Source organism: Shewanella sp. LZH-2, assembly GCF_016859145.1.
GTDB lineage: Bacteria > Pseudomonadota > Gammaproteobacteria > Enterobacterales > Shewanellaceae > Shewanella > Shewanella xiamenensis.
This window is the reverse complement of record NZ_CP069350.1, coordinates 4,614,151-4,634,534: the sequence shown is the minus strand read 5'-3', so window position 1 is coordinate 4,634,534 and position 20,384 is coordinate 4,614,151. Positions and strand designations below refer to the sequence as shown.

The following is a 20,384-nucleotide window of genomic DNA, read 5'->3' as shown; positions in this document are numbered from 1 at the left end:
TAAGTTATCCCCAAAAGATCATCAAAAAGAGGTGTATTCTATAGCGAGATCTCAAGGATCGCTATCCTTAAAAAATAATTATCCCCAACAAGATCATTCTTTGTCAGCATCCTCGATCATCAAAGATCAAATTCGATCCTTTTATTCAACAAATAGGGAAAATCCCGCTTTATTAAGCGATCCAGATTGATCTATAATGGCGCCCCTTTGATCTGTTAACAGATCCTCTTAACTACTAGATGTAGTGTCCATACACAGAGTTATCCACATCTTATAGTGTGTGGGGGGAGTTGATCTAAGGATACGCTGGCAGAAATAACCCACTTGCTGACTTTCGTTGTTGACGGGGACAAGTAAAGTGATTACAATTCGGCCTCTTTTTTACCCTTACCTCTATTCGTGGAGATAAGGATATGTTCACTAATAACAAAGACGGATTGCCATCATGAGTAAACGTACTTTTCAACCTAGCAACCTGAAGCGCAAGCGTTCTCACGGCTTCCGCGCTCGTATGGCTACTGCAGGCGGCCGTAAGGTGCTTGCACGTCGTCGTGCGAAAGGTCGCGCTCGTTTATCTGCTTAATTAAGTGGATAACTAGTTGACTAGCTATACCTTTACGCGGGAGTTACGCTTGCTAACTCCCGCGCAATTTAAATCTGTATTTTCCAATCCCATCAAAGCATCTTCTGCTGAAATAACCTTGCTTGCCATTCCTAATTCGGAACAACATCCGCGTCTGGGTCTTACTGTTGCTAAACGCTACGTAAAACGTGCCAATCAGCGAAATCGCATTAAGCGAGTGATCAGAGATAGTTTTCGCCTCAATCAACACAATATTCCTCATCTTGATATTGTTGTGCTGGTTAGAAATGGGGTGATGGAAATGGAAAATGCCGAACTCAACAAGTTGATAGAAAAGCTATGGCGCAAACTCAGTCGCCGCTACAATGGCTAGCAACCACGTTTATTCGTGGCTATCAAATCTTCATCAGCCCAATCTTGGGACCTCGATGTCGTTTCAATCCCACTTGCTCTCATTACGCCATTGAGGCAATAAAAGTGCACGGAACCGCGAAAGGTTGTTGGTTTGCATTGAAACGCATATTAAAATGTCACCCTTTGCATCCCGGCGGTAGTGATCCCGTCCCCCCTAAAAATGACAGGTGTAATAAATAGGCTATGGAATCTCAACGCAATATATTGCTAATAGGACTACTGTTTGTCAGCTTTTTGCTGTGGCAACAGTGGCAAGCAGACAAAGCTCCAAAACCCGTTGCAACCGAATCGTCTGTAGTGGCGAATGCGACCACTAATCACAGTGCTGATGTTCCAGAAGCGGATACTGGTGTGCCAGCAGCAGTCGCTGCGACGCAAAATCTAATCACGGTTAAAACCGATCAGCTCGATGTGCAAATCAACCCTGTGGGTGGTGATATTGTTTTTGCTGCACTGGTTTCACATAAATTGGAACAGGGTAAAGACCAGCCATTTGTTTTGCTTGAGCAAACCAAAGATTACACTTATATCGCTCAGAGTGGCCTAATTGGCCGTGATGGTATCGATAGCAGTGCTAAAGGTCGCGCCGCATTTGCCGCCAGCAAAACTGAATTTACCTTAGCCGATGGCCAAGACACCTTAGAAGTACCACTGACCTATGTGGCTGATAACGGTGTGACTTACACAAAAGTGTTTATATTCCATCGTGGCAAGTTTAACGTTGATATCGATTACAAAATCAACAACACCTCAGCTGCTCCATTACAAGTTCAGATGTACGGTCAGATTAAACAGACCATCAAGCCATCTGAAAGCAGCATGATGATGCCAACTTACCGTGGCGCCGCGTTTTCGACTCAAGATGTACGTTACGAAAAGTACAAGTTTGAAGATATGAGCAAGAGCAACCTCAATCAACCGACTCTCGGTGGTTGGGCGGCGATGCTGCAACATTATTTCGTATCAGCTTGGATCCCACCAGCAACCGATAGCAACACGATTTTCTCGAGTGTAAGCGCTGGCGGTTTAGCGAACATTGGTTTCCGTGGCGCGGTATATGATATTGCACCAGGTGCAACGCAAGAAATTAGCTCACAGTTCTATGTTGGCCCTAAAGATCAAAAAGCGCTATCTGCGTTATCTGATACCTTAAACCTAGTAGTTGATTACGGTTTCCTTTGGTGGTTAGCCGTTCCAATCCACTGGTTATTGATGTTCTATCAATCATTTGTGGGTAACTGGGGTGTGGCAATTATCCTGATCACCTTAACCGTTCGTGGTTTACTGTTCCCGCTTACCAAAGCGCAGTACACCTCAATGGCTAAGATGCGTAACCTACAGCCAAAACTGCAGGAACTAAAAGAGCGTTTCGGCGATGACCGTCAAAAGATGGGTCAAGCCATGATGGAACTGTATAAGAAGGAAAAAGTTAACCCTATGGGTGGCTGTTTACCTATTATTTTACAGATGCCAATCTTTATTGCTTTGTACTGGGTATTGTTAGAAAGCTTCGAGCTGCGTCACGCGCCATTTATGTTATGGATCCATGACTTATCAGTACAAGATCCATACTACATTCTGCCGCTGCTGATGGGTGTGTCCATGTTTGTGATGCAAAAAATGCAACCCATCGCACCGACAATGGACCCAATGCAAGTGAAGATGATGCAATGGATGCCAGTGATCTTTACCGTATTCTTCCTGTGGTTCCCATCGGGTCTGGTACTGTACTGGTTAGTGGGTAACATTGTTGCCATCATCCAGCAGAAGATTATTTATGCAGGTCTAGAGAAAAAAGGCTTAAAATAAGCCCAAGCGCTAGATAGGAGCTAACAGCTCAGCATATTCAAAAAGGCGGCTTCATTGGCCGCCTTTTCCTTTAGGTAATTTGATCGATATTAATGGGTATTTCCGTGACAACTGACACTATCGTGGCACAAGCCACCGCGCCCGGACGGGGCGGCGTGGGTATCATTCGAATCTCTGGTGATAAGGCAACCGATGTGGCCATGGCCGTATTGGGTCATTTACCTAAACCCCGTTACGCCGATTACTGCGACTTTAAAAATGCCTCAGGCCAAGTGATAGACCAAGGTATCGCACTGTTTTTTAAAGGCCCTAATTCCTTCACGGGTGAAGATGTATTAGAGCTGCAGGGCCACGGTGGTCAAATCGTCCTCGATATGCTGATCAAGCGCGTATTAGAAGTCAAAGGCATTCGCATCGCCAAACCTGGTGAGTTTAGCGAACAGGCCTTTATGAACGATAAACTAGACTTAACCCAGGCCGAAGCCATTGCCGACCTTATCGATGCCACCAGTGAGCAAGCCGCCAAAAGCGCTCTGCAATCACTGCAAGGTGAGTTTTCGAAGGAAGTGCATGAGCTGGTGGATCAAGTCACCCATCTGCGTTTATACGTCGAAGCCGCGATTGATTTCCCCGATGAAGAAGTCGACTTTTTAAGTGATGGCAAAATTGCCAATGCACTCTACAAAATCATCGACAAACTCAGCGCCGTCCAAGCCAGTGCCAAGCAAGGCTCGATTATCCGCGAAGGGATGAAGGTGGTGATTGCCGGTCGCCCCAATGCCGGAAAATCCAGTCTACTTAATGCGCTCGCCGGTAAAGAGTCGGCCATTGTGACCGAAATAGCTGGCACCACTCGCGATGTGCTGCGCGAACACATTCATTTAGATGGTATGCCACTGCATATTATCGACACCGCAGGTTTACGTGATACCACAGATACGGTTGAACAAATCGGTATCGAGCGCGCTTGGAATGAAATCAACAGTGCCGATCGGGTGTTGTTTATGGTCGATGGCACCACCACGGATGCCGTCGATCCCCACGATATTTGGCCGGATTTTATCGATCGTCTCCCCACCAATTTAGGCGTGACCGTTGTCCGCAATAAGGCCGATCTCACCGGTGAAAACCTCGAGATGACTGAAGAAAAAGGCTATAGCGTGTATAGGATCTCGGCCAAAACCGGTCTGGGCGTAGAGGAATTAAAGCAACACCTTAAATCCTTGATGGGTTATCAAAGCAACCTCGAAGGTGGCTTTATCGCCCGTCGTCGTCACCTCGAAGCATTGGATGTTGCCGCAAGCCATCTGCAACTAGGTAAAGAGCAATTAGAGGTTTATCTCGCAGGTGAACTGTTAGCAGAAGAGCTCAGAATGGCGCAACTCGCCCTGTCTGAAATCACTGGCCGTTTTACTTCAGACGATCTACTCGGCAAAATTTTTAGCTCATTCTGTATTGGGAAGTAAAATAGTAAAACGCATCAAACCAAATCAAAACAACATTATGATTTTAAAATAATTTTGTTTTATTGGGTGGGAAGCAATTTGAAGGGTTTTGTCGATTCTTGCTCCGTATGTGCTCCGAAGATAAATTTTGGAGCACATTTGTAATATAAGAAAAAAACCTATTAAATAAATATATTAGTAGACAAGAATAAAGCCTAAACTTGCCTAATTGGCCAAAATAGAACGAATACTGTTCCTCCACGACCCGATGGCTGGCAGACCACATGGCCGCCGTGAGCTTCAACAATAGTCTTAACCACGGCAAGACCAAGCCCGCTACCACCACTTTTTCGTGAACGAGAAGGATCGACTCGACGAAATGCTTCGAATACGTAACTGGCGGCAGCATCAGGGATACCTGGCCCCTCATCTTCCACACTTAGATAGCAATTATCATCCGAATGATAGAGCCGCACGGTTAAATCGCCGGGCTCTGCATGCTGGCGAGCATTTTCTAGTAGTGCGATTAGCACCTGACGGATACGGATGGCATCACAGTAAACTTGAAGGCTAGAATCGAGTTCCAACTTAAGTTTGAGTCCTCTGGCATCTAAAGCCGCTGCAAAGGTTTCAATCACTGTACTAAGTTCATCCGCTAAACAAACCTCTACACGATGTAACTCTAAGTGGCCACTGTCGTTAAGGCTAAGCACTCGTAAATCTTCTATCAGGTGATTTAAGCCTTCGACCTGCCGTAACAATCCCTCGAACAACTCACTATTAGGACTAAAAACACCTTCCGCTAAGCCCTGCAATCGACCACGTAAAATGGTGACCGGAGTGCGAAGCTCATGGGCAATGGCCGCATTCCAAAACTCCCGCTCGCGGGTCATACACTCTAATCGCTCAGCCATCGCATTAAAGTCACTGACCAGTTGCGCGGTTTCTCCCATAGTGTCTTGATCCATTTTTGCGCGTGCGTTGAGTTTACCTAGAGCGACTTCGCGTAGGCTATATGCCACAGAATTCAACGGATTGAGGATTCGCCGAGACAGACGAACAGCAACAAAAAGCGACATCCCCAATGCGGCGGCGATAGTGCAAACAATCCAGATCATCTCCATCCGAGAAGGCATCCAAGTTTCAGAGATGCTGCCAGGCAAGTAGGTCACCGCAATGGCATAGAAAACATAGGAACCAAATACCGACAGGAAAATAATCCCTAGCGTCATCACTGCTAAGGATTGAATGATTTGCCTGCGTAAGCCCGGTGATTGCTTCATACTTCACCACCAAAGCGATAGCCAACCCCCCAGACGCTGAGCGGTACTCCTTGAATATTAAGGGCTTCAAGTTTTTTACGCAGCTTGCTGATATGACTATCTACAGTGCGTTCCTGAGTATCACCTTCGGGCAAGCAATTAATAAGTAGCTCCTCACGGCTAAAAACACGTTTTGGCGCCCGCATCAGACAGGCTAACAGTTTAAATTCAGTGAGTGTCAGATCGAGTATTTGCTGCTGACCTTTCAAGTTCACGCTGGCCTCGTGACTGTCTAAGTCGATTTGAAACTGGCCGACGCGCAATATTTGGCTATTGGTAGACGGGTTAATTCGGACGCGTCGCAAAACAGCTTGAACCCTAGCGACCACCTCAGCAGGATTGAAAGGCTTAACCACATAGTCATCGGCACCGAGGCGTAACCCCATTAACTTATCGATATCTTGGTCAAGCGCGGTAAGCATGATCACTGGTGTATCGCCACGGGAACGAATTTCATTCAATACCTTCCAGCCATCGAGATTAGGCATCTGTACATCAAGCAACAACAGATCGGGCTTAAATGTACCGTGCATGGCTAATGCTTGAATACCATCCGTAGCGTGTTGAGTTCGCAGCCCACTTCGCTGTAAATAGGCAATCAGAATCTCGGCAATCTCGGCTTCATCTTCGGCAATCAGTACAAGTGCCGAAGTCATCTGACTTTTTGTGGCATTGAGATTGGACATAAATAGCTCTAAGGCTGAAATTGAAGAACTTTATCACTCCCTCCACACATTCTCCACAAAGCCTCGAATAATTCGCAATAGCGACTCGTCATAATTCAGTGAGTTCTCAAGCATTGGTCAATGTCATCAGTGAGAACGTAGCAAATAGAGGATAGTTGGTTATGTTCAGCAAAAAACGGCATTTAAACTTGGTACTCTTGGTAGGAATTGCCGTAATGGGATTGATGGGTTGCGACTCCGCGGAGCAGGAGGAAAATCCCCCCTCTCTAATCCAGGTTTCTGTAATCACACTGGATAACGAAGCACTATTGGTCACAGAAGATCTACCTGGTCGAGTTGTTGCTGTTCGCAGTGCAGAGATCCGCGCGCAAGTTAGCGGCATAGTTCAACATCGTCTGTTCGAACAAGGCAGCGAGGTAACATCTGGCACAGTGCTATTCCAGATTGATCCTGCACAATTTAAAGCCGATGTTGCTATTGCGGCAGCCGCCTTGCAACGAGCCGAAGCCGTATTGGTTCGTTCTCGCCAGGAAACGGCACGCTTGGCCTCCCTGTTAAAAACCGAAGCGGTTAGCCAACAAATGTTTGATGATGCAATTTCCCTGCGCGATCAAGCCGCAGCAGATGTCGCCCAATCCCAAGCGACACTTACGCGGCGCCAGTTAGATTTAGAATTTGCCAGCGTCAAAGCCCCTATATCAGGGCAAATTGATCAAGCCTTAGTGAGTGAAGGAGCCTTAGTCTCACCGACTGATACCACCCCAATGGCGAGGATCCAACAAATTGACCAAGTGTATGTCGATGTTCGACTGCCAGCATCAATGTTAGACAGCATGCGCCAGCAAGCAAACGAAGCTAACCCAGAGTTAAGCGTAGAGATCCTAAGCAGCAGCGGTGAGTCTCTTGGCATGAAAGGTCATATCTTATTTTCGGGCTCCGAGGTGGATACAGGTACCGGCGATGTACTGCTGCGTGTACTCGTTGATAATCCACAACATCGCCTATTGCCCGGTCTTTTTGTAAAAACTCGGGTTCCAAAGACTTACTATTCTTCCACTCTGAGAGTGCCACAACAGACGGTCACCCGTAAGGCGGGTCAACCCCAAGTATGGGTACTCAATGCGGAGGGCAAGGTACAGCCAGTAGCAATTAAAGTCGATGAGCTAGTGGCAGGCCGCTACCGCGTGATATCAGGACTATCTGCTGGCCAGCAGATAGTCGTTGAAGGCATCGAACGGCTAAGTCCTGATGCGCAGGTTCATGCTCGGCTTTGGCAACCCACAGCAGAGCAGCAATTAAGTGCCGATGTGCGCTGATTTGGAGACATACCATGCCACAGTTTTTTATTAACCGCCCAGTATTTGCATGGGTGATAGCCCTCTTTATCGTACTGATTGGTGTCATCTCGATTCCGCAATTACCTATCTCTCGCTACCCTTCGGTTGCCCCCGTGTCGGTGAGCATTTATGCCGCTTATCCAGGAGCCACGCCACAGACACTTAATGACTCTGTGATAAGCCTTGTCGAGCGTGAACTATCGGGGGTAAAAAACCTACTGTACTTTGAATCATCAGTTGACAGCTCAGGAAGTGCACAAATTACCGCCACCTTCAAACCGGGCACAGATGCGGAACTTGCCCAAGTTGATGTGCAAAATCGCATTAAGGCAGTCGAACCACGCTTACCTCAAGTCGTACGGCAGAGCGGTCTGCAGGTTGAGTCGGCGGCATCGAGCTTTCTGATGATGATTGGCATGACGTCACCTAATGGTCAATTCGACGAAGTCGCGCTAAACGACTATTTGGCGCGAAATGTTGTCGAGGAACTACGCCGAATCGACGGTGTGGGACGAGTGCAATTATTTGGTGCAGAGCAAGCCATGCGTGTCTGGGTTGACCCCAATAAACTCACCGCCTATGGGCTGACAATGAACGACCTTGCTCTGGCGATTGAACAGCAGAACGCACAAATAGCCCCAGGCCGACTCGGTGATGAGCCAGCCTTGCCCGGACAACGCCTAACAGTCCCATTGACCGTACAAGGACAACTGACCACACCCGAGGAGTTCGCCGCTATTGCCCTACGTTCCAGTGTCGATGGCGCCAAATTGGTGTTGGCTGATGTGGCTAGAGTTGAGCTGGGCGCTCAGTCCTATGGCTTTTCGAACCGTGAGAATGGTGTAACGGCAACCAGTGCCGCGATTCAACTATCCCCAGGCGCCAACGCCGTTCGCACCGCTTCAGCAGTGCGAGAACGCTTAGCCGAACTAGCAACCAGCATGCCCTCAGGCATAAGCTATTCAGTGCCCTTCGACACAGCACCTTTCGTCAAAGTGTCTATCAAAAAAGTAATCTATACCCTGTTTGAAGCTATGGGCTTAGTGTTTCTGGTCATGTTCCTGTTCTTGCAGAAGCTGCGCTACACACTAATTCCAGCCATCGTCGCCCCCATCGCATTGCTCGGCACCTTTGCCGTAATGTTGCTGGCGGGTTTTTCAATAAATTCGCTGACTATGTTTGGCATGGTATTGGCCATTGGCATTATTGTTGACGACGCTATTGTGGTGGTTGAAAACGTGGAACGGCTGATGGCGACCCAAGGGTTATCTCCCAAAGAAGCGACCTCACGGGCGATGAAGGAAATTACTGGTGCGGTAATAGGTATAACCTTAGTGCTAACGGCTGTGTTTATTCCCATGGCCTTTGGTACCGGCTCGGTGGGCGTTATCTATCAACAATTTAGTTTGGCTATGGCGGTGTCGATCTTAATTTCAGCCTTCCTCGCCCTGTCTTTAACCCCAGCTCTATGTTCGACACTATTGCATCCTGTCAGTGCAGATCACCAACACAAAAGCGGATTTTTTGGTGCTTTTAACCGCGCCTTCGAACGCTTGACGACTCGTTACAGTGCACGGTTAGTACACTTGGTAGGGCGTAGCGGGCGAATGATGGCAGCATTTGCAGTGATCTGCGCTGTACTCGTATTAGCGGTTAAGGAATTACCTTCGTCCTTCCTACCCGACGAAGATCAAGGCTACTTCATGACCTCTATTCAATTACCCACTGGCGCAACGAGCGAACGTACACTAGAAGTGGTAAAAAAATATGAAGCACACGTAGCTACTCGCCCAACATTGGATACCAATATGGTAGTACAGGGCTTTAGCTTTGCAGGCTCAGGCCCAAACGCCGCCATGGCTTTCACTATGCTCAAAGATTGGGATAAACGTAATGGTGCCACAGCGGCAGAGGAAGCAGAACTTGCACAACAAGCTATGGCAGATAACGTCGAAGGCACTGTCATGAGCCTGATGCCACCTGCCATCGACGAGCTGGGGACTTCATCAGGCTTCACTCTATACCTGCAAGATAGAGCCAACCGTGGTGAAACGGCGTTACTTGCTGCACAGGCGCAACTGCTCGAGTTAGCGGCTCAAAGCAAGGTGGTTAGCAATGTCTACCCAGATGGTTTACCGCCCGGTGAAAGCATTAACCTAAATATAAATCGACCAAAAGCCGAGGCTATGGGCCTGTCTTTCGCAGCGGTAAGCAGCACGCTTTCGGCAGCCATGGGATCACAGTATGTCAATGATTTTCCGAATAATGGACGTATGCAACAAGTCATTCTTCAAGCGGAAGCGTCTGCACGTATGCAGCTAGATGACGTGCTAAGCCTGCGGGTGCGTAATACTAGCGGTGGCATGGTACCTCTGCGGGAGGTAGTGACACCCAAATGGAGTGAATCGCCACAGCAAATGATGCGCTTTCAAGGCTTTCCGGCAGTACGAATTTCGGGAGGTGCTGCGCCAGGTGTTTCCAGCGGAGCTTCCATGGCAGAAATGGAACGCCTAGTGGCACAGTTACCACTAGGCTATGCGATAGCGTGGACAGGGGCATCATTACAGGAACGCCAATCGGCTGCACAGGCGCCGCTGCTGATGTTGTTGTCTGCGCTGGTGGTATTTTTAGTTCTTGCTGCACTGTACGAAAGCTGGTCGATTCCGCTATCGGTAATGCTGGTAGTACCGCTGGGACTCATCGGAGCCGTGGCAGCTGTTATGCTACGAGGCATGCCTAATGACGTGTTTTTCAAGGTGGGGATGATTACCATCATTGGCTTATCGGCGAAAAACGCCATCCTTATCGTCGAATTTGCCCGTCAATTACACGCCGAGGGACGCAGTTTGGTCGATGCAGCAGTAACCGCTGCACGGCTGCGTCTGCGTCCAATCTTGATGACTTCGCTAGCTTTCACCCTTGGCGTAGTCCCTTTGATGCTTGCAAGCGGCGCGAGTGCAGAAACTCAACACGCTATTGGCACCGGCGTTTTCGGCGGTATGCTTAGCGGAACCATACTAGCAATATTCTTTGTTCCTATCTTTTTTGTCTTTGTCATCGGCACACAAGAGCGCATTAATACCAAGCTAGTAAGACGTAATAATTTCAAAACGGCCAAAGGATAAACACCTATACACGTGTACTCAGTTTAGACTACTACGCTCCCCACGGAATAGTAGTAGGCTAGTCCTAACAACGGCTGGCTTACTACTAGCATGTTGTTATACTGCCAAATAATAATAAATTATTTAAAAATAAAAGGTTTCAAGCTAATTAATCAAAAGTCTATTTATTACTTCCTACTTTCCCAGATATCCCACTTTTAACATGCTGAAAATCCCCTAGAATGGATTCCTCCATGGCAAAACCTAATAAAAGGTTGCACTTCACATGTGCACCAATAGCTTTCTAACACTTTGAGTAGTTTTATATTTTTAGTTTCTCTATAGGGAAGTAAAAGAGTAAAACGCATCCGATAAATTAAAATCAATATTATGATTTTTAAATATTTAATTGATGATTAAAAGGTTGCTACCCAAAAAACACATGCCCCTCGTTAACATTTTAACGAGGGGCATTTTTTTGCAAAAAACTGGACCATACCACAGAGAAGCTATTCCGCAGCCGCGCGGTTTAATCGATCCCAAATATCAGCCCACTCCTCAAGACGAGGCGGCGCTTCAACCAAAAGTGTTTTAATCCCCTTTAGGTCTAATGCGTAAAGAGAGGCATAAAGAGCTTGTCGATATCCTTGGTGGTTGTTCGGTAATATCAGCTTATGTTGGCAATGGATATTTTCCATCAGGGCTGAATATCCCAATATCCCCGTAGCTTCAGGCTCTGCATAAAATTGCGTTGCGAGTGAAGCAGCAGCACAAATTACGACTTTGGCATTAGGTTGATAATGGACTTTCATATTGCCAGAAATCGCTTCTTGATGGCATTCAGGCGTAATAACGGAGAACGGTAAGTAGGGCTGAAAATCCCTCGCGGATAATGGACCACTTCGCAAAATCTCAGCTTGATTTTCACTGATCCGTAAAATAGTCGACTCAGTACCCACACTGCAAATCCCACCATCGAGTACAGCAGCAATCCTTCCATCAAGCCCACTCAATACTTGCTCAGCACTAGTCGGGCTGAGTTTTTTATGTAAGTTTGCAGATGGAGCTGCAACGGCAATATTGAACTGTTGCAGTAGTGATAAAAGCACCGGATGATCAGGCATTCTTATCGCAATACTGGGCAATCCACCGGTTATAACATCCGAAACCGAGGGATGACGCTCAAAGATAAGTGTCAGCGGCCCAGGCCAAAACGCCTCGGCAAGTGGTGCAACCCAATCAGGAATAACGTTAACCCAACGAGAAAGCTGATCGATGCTGCCAATATGAGTTATGAGTGGATGATTTCTAGGACGTTGTTTAGCCGAAAAAATCTTTTCAACCGCTTCAGGGTTGCTGGCATCCGCCGCAAGCCCGTAGACAGTTTCAGTCGGTACTGCGACTAGTTCGCCCGCAATTAGCAACTCTCCCGCACGTTGTAAATCAGCAGGATTCAGCGCATTAAGTCTTTCTGTTCTCATGGATTACACCAGTGGCAACGATAAGGATCAGCCACACTCTCCTCTTTGGTTTCAATTTGTTGATATTGGCAGTGAAGACATTGACGGATAAAAGCTTTAGCGAGATCTGTTGGCGTACCACAATCGCGGCAAGGCAAACCAACGATGCGATCGCGTAGCCAGAAATCCGCTTGATGACATTGTGGGCAATGTGTTTGAAGGCGCTCAACCAGTTGCTGTGCGGCCTTGATAATATATTGCTGCCGCAGCGGAGAATGCATCGCGCGAAGGTCTGGAGCGACATCAATTGGGCAAGCAAAACGACCATTTTCAGGCCCTAGATTCATCGCTTCTAATGTGGCCAGCAACATATCTAGATTGGCTAAACCTTTGATCGTATGACCATCAACCTTAACTATCCACGCTTGACCCTCTTCAGCACCAGATAACGCCGCACTCAGTGCGCTCACATCATCCCCTTGGTAACTTTGCAAGCTTACCGGACCAGATACATTCGCGACGATATCAATACTTTGCCTTACATCATGCAGTACGATCAGCTCTGTATTCCAATTCATTATTCCAGGCAAAGGCCCTCCACCAAAACTACCTTCGCTGCCTAACCCCGCCTCTAGACCTGTTAGCTCACAGGCAAGTCGCGCTTTTTTCTTAGCGCACTCTAGTGGTGAAAGCGTACGCTCAACTTCTCCAGAAAAGGTGCCCAGCATGTCGGTATCAAATGCATCCGTTGCGACAATTTCAATCCCAAGTGGCGACAGAATTGGCGCAATTTGTGCCGCCTTGCCATGTTTGCTTAACAAGGCAATTCGCTTTGGCATTTTATAATGTGATTGATGATCCATGATGAATACTCACTCCTGAAGTGAGGGGGGTAATTCTTAACTTTAAGCAAACCTAGCCCTCTACAACGCGATAACGAGGCTGAATAAGGAAGGCTATTGTTGCCGTATCAGTGATGGGATGTAAAATAGATAGATATTCACATAACGTTCTATATAAGTGAACGATTCTATGAGAAACCTCAATTTTCACCATCTACATTACTTCTGGACTGTCGCTAAAGAAGGACATTTAACTCGAGCCTCCCAGAGGCTAAACATTTCACAATCGGCTTTATCATCCCAGATCAGACAGTTAGAGGAACAACTAGGGCATGATCTGTTTCACCGTCAAGGCCGAGCATTATTACTGACAGAGGTTGGGCATCTCGTTCTCGAGTACGCTGAAGGAATTTTTAATTTAGGCCACGAATTGCTTTCAGTTATGGAAAATGGCGAGCACCAAAGGCTTCAGCTACTAAGAATAGGTGCAGTGGCGACCCTTTCACGCAATTTCCAAGAAAACTTACTACGCCCGGTCATTAAATTAAATAACGTCAAACTTGCTTTAAAATCATCCAACTTTGATGATCTACTCGAGCAATTGCGTGTACATAAATTAGATTTGATCCTCTCAAATCGCCCTGTGGCATCGGACTCTTCAACCCCTTGGCGCTGTAAATTAATTGCTCAGCAAGGCGTATGCTTAGTCGGCCCAAATAAAGCGGAATTCAATGCATTACGCTTTCCAGAGGATCTCACAAAAGTAAAATTACTATTACCAGGCCCCGACAGTGATATTCGTAGGCAATTTGATTTGTACTGCGAGCAACATGGTCTCTCACTAACCCCTTATGCAGAAGTCGATGATATGGCGATGCTCAGACTATTAGCGCGGGATTCGGGTGCGGTGGCCGTAGTACCTGAAGTGGTTGTACAAGATGAGATTCAAGCGGGACTATTGAAAAACTACGCGGCCTTAGATTGTGTGACTGAAAGTTTTTATGCCATAACCGCTAAAAGACACGTTGATTTACCGATCTTGCATACTTTGTTAAGCACAAAAATGGAGTAACTGATATCACAATCAGTCGATTGGGATTGATTTTAGTTGCACATAAGCGGCTGGTGCGTTTATTCATCTATTAACCCGATCTGAGGTTAAATAGCATATGTTTGCCAGCCAATTTAGGGCTGAAATTGGCTGGCATTTTGCAGTATCATTGGCTTAAACCAATGAATTACCATAATTTAAACATCTTAACCAAAAAATATCAGCTCAATCATACCTGCCGATAGTGATCTTGCATTTGGTATGAACGGGCATACAGTGCAAACACTAATGCCGCCAAAATAGCAAAACCCGCAAAGAAAAACATTTGGAATGCCGTCACGCTCATCCCCGTTTGCATTATTTGCTCAGTCACAGCAGGACTTTTAACACTCACATTGGCAAGCAATACCCAGAGGTTACCAACGGTAACGGAAAGCGTCCAAAAACTCATGATTGTCCCTTTCATCGCTTTAGGCGCTTGGCTATAGGCAAACTCTAATCCTGTTGCCGAAACCAGAACTTCACCAAAAGTCAGCAAAGCGTAAGGTAGAATTTGCCAGAAGATCGAAAGGGCTGAACCACCATCCATCATCAATTGAATCGTCCCCACCACAATCCAACTCAATCCAGTAATGGCAATCCCCGCCCCCATTTTACGTAATGCGGTTAACTTAATCCCCATACGCTCAATCGCGGGGTATAACACAAAGTTATTGAATGGGATCAATAGCATCACTAACAGTGGATTTAAAGCCTGCATCATTGCAGGTTCAAACCACGAAGGTTTAACCATATCATTGGCCTGCAAAATCCAAGTCGAAGCCTTTTGATCGAATAACGACCAAAATGGGGTAACCAACGCAAATAAAACCAAAATTCGAAGGACTGAACGTACACCATCTACCGCAATATCAGGATGACAGCTTCGAGCACGCTCAAGTTGTAATGAAGCGCCAGCCCCTACAAACCCCATCAGTAGCACCATAGCACTACAAAGGCCCGCGACGATTCCTAGAGTTGGGATATTCACCAGCGCATAGGCAGCAGATATCCCACCAATTAGTGCCAACACTAAACCGATATTTCCCTTACCTTCCACTTTAGTAAGCAAGGCGCTGCGGATCACAGGTAAAAAACCATGGGGATCCTTTGGTTCTGGTGGCATATGCACATAACGCTTACGACCTAACCAGAAAAATACCGTCGCAATAAACATCAGCACGCCGGGGATCCCGAAAGCAACAGCGGCACCAAAGTTTTTAAGTAACAATGGCATAGATAAGGATGCGAAGAAAGAACCAAAGTTGATAGTAAAGTAGAACATATCAAAGGCTTTTTGAGCCAATGACTTATTAGTCTGATCAAATTGATCGCCCATAAAGGAAGAAACTAAAGGTTTTATCCCACCAGAACCTAAAGCAATTAAAAATAACCCCGTATAAAAACCTTGTACACTGTGCTCAAAAATCGCCAAAAAAGCATGGCCCACGCAATAAAGTAAGCTTAACCAAAGAATGGTGTTGTACTTACCAAAAAATCTATCCGCAATCCAGCCACCCAATAATGGGAAAAAGTACACACCAATTACAAAGGAATGGAACACATCCTTAGCTACGGCGCCACGGAGCTCCTCCGGAATGGACAGCAAAAGTGCTGTCATTAAGAAAGGTGTTAGAATGTTGCGCATGCCGTAAAAGCTGAAACGCTCACAAGCTTCACTGGCAATAATATAGGGGATTTGACGTGGCCATTTTGGCGCATCAACAGGTGTAGTCATCTGTTATCCTATTATAATTGTTATAAAAAACTTAAGGTTATCGGTATAAAACCAAGATTGCAGCCAAGGATACTAACAGACTGCGAATCAATATTGGCTAAATTTATACAACAAAATACGCTAAGTAGATGTAAGCCCCAAAAATGATAGAAAATTAACGACCACAGAGAGCAGTAACAATGACCAAAATTGCTATATTAGTCGGTACCACCCTCGGCAGCAGCGAATATATTGCAGATGAAATGCAGGCTCAGCTGACCAAATTAGGGCATGAAGTAGACACTTTTTTAAGTCCAACACTGGATTCACTGCAACCCTATTCCCTCTGGATCATCGTTTCATCAACCCATGGCGCAGGTGATCTTCCCGATAATCTACAGCCATTTTGTAAAGAAGTTCTACTCAATACACCAAATCTACACCAAATTAAGTTCGCATTATGTGCCATTGGTGATTCGAGTTATGACACCTTTTGCCAAGGCCCAGAGAAGCTTGTTGATGGACTTGAATATAGCGGTGCAAAAGCGTTTGTGGATAAGATCCAGATCGATGTACAACAGGATCCTGTGCCAGAAGACCCAGCTTTAGCGTGGTTGGCACAATGGCAAGATCAAATTTAAGATCCTCATTTTCAAAATACCTGAAACAACCCACAGTTTAGATCTTATTTATCCACAAAAAACTATTTATATGTATATTTTTGTGGATAAACTATTATTTAGATCTGATCAACCTCTGTGCTATTCACATCATGATCCGCTTAAAGATCCACCCTGTGGATAAATAGCGGATCTATCCCCACCTTTAATGACAGTAGATCTCGGTTAGATCACAGGATCAAAAGCTCATTAACCACTGATATAAAAGAGAAATTAGCCTTACCCACAGGAAAGTGCGATCCTAATAGTAAACATAATAAGAAGATCTATATAAAGATCTTAAGATCTATTAGTCCCGATCCACTGGATCTATTTTCGAAAAATGATCATTCACCTCAATCAAAGCAAATGCTAAAATGATCAGCTCTCATTGGGTCACTTAAGTTTTTAAAGGTAAGGTCATGCATTTTCATGAACGGTTTGATGTTATTGTAGTTGGTGGTGGTCATGCCGGAACTGAAGCCGCATTAGCCGCAGCAAGAATGGGTTCTAAGACATTATTGCTAACGCATAATCTTGATACTTTAGGACAAATGTCATGTAACCCTGCGATCGGTGGCATTGGTAAAGGTCATTTGGTTAAAGAAATCGATGCATTAGGCGGTGCAATGGCGATCGCAACCGACTATGCAGGGATCCAATTTAGAACCTTAAACTCGAGTAAAGGCCCAGCAGTAAGAGCAACTCGTGCACAGGCAGATCGCGCGTTATATCGTCAGAAGATCCAAAATATTCTGCAAAACCAACCTAACTTACGTATTTTCCAACAAGCTGTAGATGATCTTGTTGTAGAAAATGATCGCGTTATCGGTGTCGTTACCCAGATGGGATTAGCCTTCGAAGCCGCTGCTGTCGTATTAACCGCAGGGACTTTCCTCAGTGGTAAGATCCATATAGGGTTAGAAAACTACAGTGGCGGTCGTGCAGGCGATCCACCATCTATCGCACTCGCCCATCGTTTACGCGAGTTGCCTATCCGTGTTGGCCGTTTAAAAACCGGTACACCACCACGTATCGACGCCAATACCATCGATTTTACTCAAATGACAGAACAAAAAGGTGATACGCCATTACCTGTAATGTCATTTATGGGCGATTTGAGCCATCACCCGAAACAAATTTCTTGTTGGATCACCCATACCAATGAAAAAACCCACGATATTATTCGTGGAGGTTTAGATAGAAGCCCAATGTACTCCGGTGTTATCGAGGGGATCGGCCCACGTTACTGCCCTTCTATCGAAGACAAGATCCATCGTTTTTCTGATAAATCATCGCACCAGATCTTTATCGAACCGGAAGGCTTAAACACCAATGAGATTTACCCTAACGGGATCTCTACCAGTCTTCCCTTTGATGTACAGTTAAATTTGGTTCGTTCGATCAAAGGGATGGAAAATGCTGAGATCGTACGTCCAGGATACGCGATTGAATACGATTATTTTGATCCTAGAGATCTTAAAAACTCGTTAGAAACCAAAACCATTAATGGATTATTCTTTGCTGGCCAGATCAACGGTACAACCGGTTATGAAGAAGCTGGCGCCCAAGGTTTACTCGCTGGCATGAACGCAGCACTGCAAGTTCAAGGCAAAGAAGCTTGGTGCCCTCGTCGCGATGAAGCTTACATCGGAGTATTGGTTGACGATTTATCGACGTTAGGCACTAAAGAACCCTACCGCATGTTTACCAGCCGTGCCGAATACCGCCTATTGCTACGTGAAGACAACGCCGATCTGCGTTTAACCGCAAAAGGTCGTGAATTGGGTCTGGTGGATGATGCGCGCTGGGCCTCTTTCAGTGAAAAACTGGAATCGATCGAATTAGAGCTACAACGTCTACGTAGCCAGTGGATCCATCCAAACTCTCCATTAGTGCCAGTGTTAAATCCGCACTTGAATACGCCTATTTCTCGCGAAGCATCTTTTGAAGAATTACTTCGTCGTCCAGAAATGGATTACAACAAACTGATGCAGATTGAAGGCTTTGGTCCTGGTCTTACCGATCCACTCGCCGCTGAGCAAGTACAGATCCAAGTTAAGTACTCTGGCTATATCCAACGTCAGCAGGAAGAGATCAATAAAGCGGTACGTAATGAGAACACGGGTTTGCCATTGAACCTTGATTACAAAGAGGTTCCTGGGCTTTCAAATGAGGTGATTGCTAAGTTAAATAGCCATAAGCCTGAAACCATTGGTCAAGCGTCACGTATCTCAGGTATCACCCCAGCAGCTATTTCAATTCTGCTAGTACATCTGAAAAAACGTGGTTTATTACGCAAGAGCGCGTAAAAGCTAGCTTAATCGCCAGTTTGGTCGCAGAAGGGAAGCATTCAGGCTTCCCTTCGACGTTTCAGGGCTTCATAATAGCCGACGAGTTTATCATTGCATTTTTGTTGAGGTTGTTCAGTGTTATCTGCCCAGTTAGAGGCCTATTTAGCCGAAATTAATCTGCCCGCTACCGCTGAGCAGAAAAAGCAACTGCTTGATTTTGTTGGCATGCTCAACAAATGGAATAAAGCCTATAACTTAACCTCAGTAAGAGATCCCGAGATCATGCTTGTCCGTCATATCATGGACAGCTTAGTGGTATCAAAACATCTGCAAGGTGAACGCTTTATTGATGTTGGAACTGGTCCTGGACTGCCTGGCATCCCATTGGCGATTATGAATCCTGGTAAAACTTTTGTGCTACTTGATAGCTTAGGTAAACGCATTCGTTTTCAAAAACAAGTAGCCTTCGAATTAGGCATTCATAATATCAGTTCGATAGAAAGCCGAGTTGAGGCCTATCAACCCGAGCAAAAGTTCGATGGTGTGCTAAGCCGTGCCTTTGCGTCAATCCATGATATGTTGACATGGTGCCATCACTTGCCTGCTGAGCATGGGCAGTTTTATGCGCTCAAGGGACAACTGAGTGATGAAGAGATGCAACAAATCCCCGCTGGCTTTGCGATAACTGAAACCATCGAACTCAAGGTGCCAAAACTCGATGAGCAAAGACATTTACTCAAAATAATCAAAGAATAACAGGCTTAAAGCTCCTCATTTTGAATGGATTTTTAAGTAGGCAATAAACCAGAATTTACATACAGGGTGACATTGTGGGTAAAGTAATTGCCGTGGCCAACCAGAAAGGTGGCGTAGGGAAAACAACAACTTGTGTCAATTTAGCCGCCTCATTAGCCGCGACTAAGCGTAAAGTGCTACTGATCGATCTTGATCCACAGGGCAATGCCACTATGGGCAGCGGTGTCGATAAATATGAAGTCGAAAACACGGCTTACGAACTGCTGGTAGAAGAAAAGCCCTTCGATGAAATAGTGGTCAAAGACACCACGGGAAAATACGATCTAATTGCCAGTAATGGCGATGTGACTGCGGCAGAAATCAAACTCATGGAGTTTTTTGCCCGTGAAGTGCGCTTACGTAATGCGCTCGCGCCGATAAAAGATCAATACGATTATATCTTTATCGATTGCCCTCCTTCGCTCAACATGTTGACGGTTAATGCTATGTCGGCGGCGGATTCTGTGCTGGTGCCAATGCAGTGTGAGTACTTTGCACTGGAAGGTTTAACCGCCTTGATCGATACCATCACCAAATTGGCAGCCGTGGTGAATCCTGGTCTTGGTATCGAAGGGATTTTACGCACTATGTATGATCCGCGTAATCGTCTTTCAAATGATGTGTCCGATCAGCTAAAACAACACTTTGGCGATAAGGTGTATCGCACAGTTATTCCGCGTAACGTGCGTTTGGCCGAAGCGCCGAGCTTTGGTGCACCCGCTATGTATTATGATAAATCGAGCGCGGGAGCTAAAGCATATTTAGCGCTGGCTGGTGAGATGATCCGCCGTTCCGAACAGAAAACTCAGGCTAAGCGAGCGTAAAGG

General features: G+C 46.0%; 17 protein-coding genes. 12 read left to right on the top strand and 5 right to left on the bottom strand.

What is annotated here, in order from left to right:
* Positions 1-445: 445 nt before the first annotated feature.
* From rpmH to mnmE, 5 genes are all read left to right on the top strand, one after another.
* Positions 446-583, top strand: a complete 138-nt coding sequence (gene rpmH / locus JM642_RS20310; protein ID WP_011070423.1) for a 50S ribosomal protein L34 — start codon at positions 446-448, stop codon at positions 581-583.
* A 16-nt stretch (positions 584-599) separates the two neighbouring features.
* Entirely contained in the window at positions 600-956 is a 357-nt protein-coding gene (rnpA, locus tag JM642_RS20305) for a ribonuclease P protein component (RefSeq protein ID WP_011070422.1), read from the top strand.
* Positions 923-1,177 (top strand): membrane protein insertion efficiency factor YidD, encoded by a 255-nt coding sequence (gene yidD / locus JM642_RS20300; RefSeq protein WP_037413461.1) that lies wholly within the window; start codon positions 923-925, stop codon positions 1,175-1,177. Before rnpA ends, yidD begins: the two co-directional genes overlap by 34 nt.
* 3 nt (positions 1,178-1,180) lie before the next feature.
* Positions 1,181-2,806, top strand: coding sequence for a membrane protein insertase YidC (gene yidC, locus JM642_RS20295; RefSeq protein ID WP_172591553.1), 1,626 nt, complete (start codon positions 1,181-1,183; stop codon positions 2,804-2,806).
* A 104-nt stretch (positions 2,807-2,910) separates the two neighbouring features.
* Positions 2,911-4,272: a tRNA uridine-5-carboxymethylaminomethyl(34) synthesis GTPase MnmE gene (mnmE, locus tag JM642_RS20290; RefSeq protein ID WP_140907427.1), complete on the top strand. Its 1,362-nt coding sequence runs from the start codon at positions 2,911-2,913 to the stop codon at positions 4,270-4,272.
* A gap of 194 nt (positions 4,273-4,466) precedes the next feature.
* Here mnmE and JM642_RS20285 read toward each other — a convergent pair whose 3' ends face one another.
* Positions 4,467-5,534, bottom strand: coding sequence for an ATP-binding protein (locus JM642_RS20285; RefSeq protein ID WP_203432458.1), 1,068 nt, complete (start codon positions 5,532-5,534; stop codon positions 4,467-4,469).
* A complete protein-coding gene (locus JM642_RS20280) occupies positions 5,531-6,259 on the bottom strand; it encodes a response regulator (RefSeq protein ID WP_037429336.1) in 729 nt (242 codons plus the stop codon). The genes JM642_RS20285 and JM642_RS20280 overlap by 4 nt, the downstream gene beginning before the upstream one ends.
* A 161-nt stretch (positions 6,260-6,420) precedes the next feature.
* Here JM642_RS20280 and JM642_RS20275 point away from each other — a divergent pair, with 161 nt between their 5' ends.
* Positions 6,421-7,575: an efflux RND transporter periplasmic adaptor subunit gene (locus tag JM642_RS20275; protein ID WP_203432457.1), complete on the top strand. Its 1,155-nt coding sequence runs from the start codon at positions 6,421-6,423 to the stop codon at positions 7,573-7,575.
* 14 nt (positions 7,576-7,589) lie between these two features.
* The gene (locus JM642_RS20270) at positions 7,590-10,721 is read left to right on the top strand and encodes a multidrug efflux RND transporter permease subunit (protein WP_203432456.1); all 3,132 of its coding nucleotides are present in this window, start codon (positions 7,590-7,592) and stop codon (positions 10,719-10,721) included.
* A 488-nt stretch (positions 10,722-11,209) separates the two neighbouring features.
* Here JM642_RS20270 and JM642_RS20265 read toward each other — a convergent pair whose 3' ends face one another.
* Together JM642_RS20265 and JM642_RS20260 are read right to left on the bottom strand one after the other, a co-directional pair.
* Positions 11,210-12,181, bottom strand: a complete 972-nt coding sequence (locus tag JM642_RS20265) for an L-threonylcarbamoyladenylate synthase (protein WP_203432455.1) — start codon at positions 12,179-12,181, stop codon at positions 11,210-11,212.
* Positions 12,178-13,023 carry a DUF6671 family protein gene (locus JM642_RS20260; RefSeq protein ID WP_203432454.1) on the bottom strand — a complete coding sequence of 282 codons (846 nt, stop codon included), beginning with the start codon at positions 13,021-13,023 and terminating at the stop codon, positions 12,178-12,180. The genes JM642_RS20265 and JM642_RS20260 overlap by 4 nt, the downstream gene beginning before the upstream one ends.
* Before the next feature lie 169 nt (positions 13,024-13,192).
* On the opposite strand from JM642_RS20260, the gene JM642_RS20255 reads away from it, so the two are divergent.
* Entirely contained in the window at positions 13,193-14,074 is an 882-nt protein-coding gene (locus JM642_RS20255) for a LysR family transcriptional regulator (RefSeq protein WP_088586440.1), read from the top strand.
* Between the two features lie 208 nt (positions 14,075-14,282).
* Here JM642_RS20255 and JM642_RS20250 read toward each other — a convergent pair whose 3' ends face one another.
* Complete coding sequence (locus tag JM642_RS20250) at positions 14,283-15,830, bottom strand: POT family MFS transporter (protein ID WP_203432453.1); 1,548 nt, start codon at positions 15,828-15,830, stop codon at positions 14,283-14,285.
* Between the two features lie 179 nt (positions 15,831-16,009).
* Here JM642_RS20250 and mioC point away from each other — a divergent pair, with 179 nt between their 5' ends.
* The 4 genes from mioC to JM642_RS20230 all read left to right on the top strand — a co-directional run bounded on the left by mioC (position 16,010) and on the right by JM642_RS20230 (position 20,381).
* Positions 16,010-16,450, top strand: a complete 441-nt coding sequence (gene mioC, locus JM642_RS20245; protein ID WP_037413450.1) for an FMN-binding protein MioC — start codon at positions 16,010-16,012, stop codon at positions 16,448-16,450.
* A 440-nt stretch (positions 16,451-16,890) separates the two neighbouring features.
* On the top strand, positions 16,891-18,780 hold the full coding sequence (gene mnmG / locus JM642_RS20240; RefSeq protein ID WP_037413447.1) for a tRNA uridine-5-carboxymethylaminomethyl(34) synthesis enzyme MnmG: 1,890 nt from the start codon (positions 16,891-16,893) through the stop codon (positions 18,778-18,780).
* Positions 18,781-18,897: 117 nt separating this feature from the next.
* Complete coding sequence (rsmG, locus tag JM642_RS20235) at positions 18,898-19,518, top strand: 16S rRNA (guanine(527)-N(7))-methyltransferase RsmG (RefSeq protein WP_037413444.1); 621 nt, start codon at positions 18,898-18,900, stop codon at positions 19,516-19,518.
* 74 nt (positions 19,519-19,592) lie between these two features.
* Positions 19,593-20,381 carry a ParA family protein gene (locus JM642_RS20230; protein WP_011718840.1) on the top strand — a complete coding sequence of 263 codons (789 nt, stop codon included), beginning with the start codon at positions 19,593-19,595 and terminating at the stop codon, positions 20,379-20,381.
* Positions 20,382-20,384: the final 3 nt, after the last annotated feature.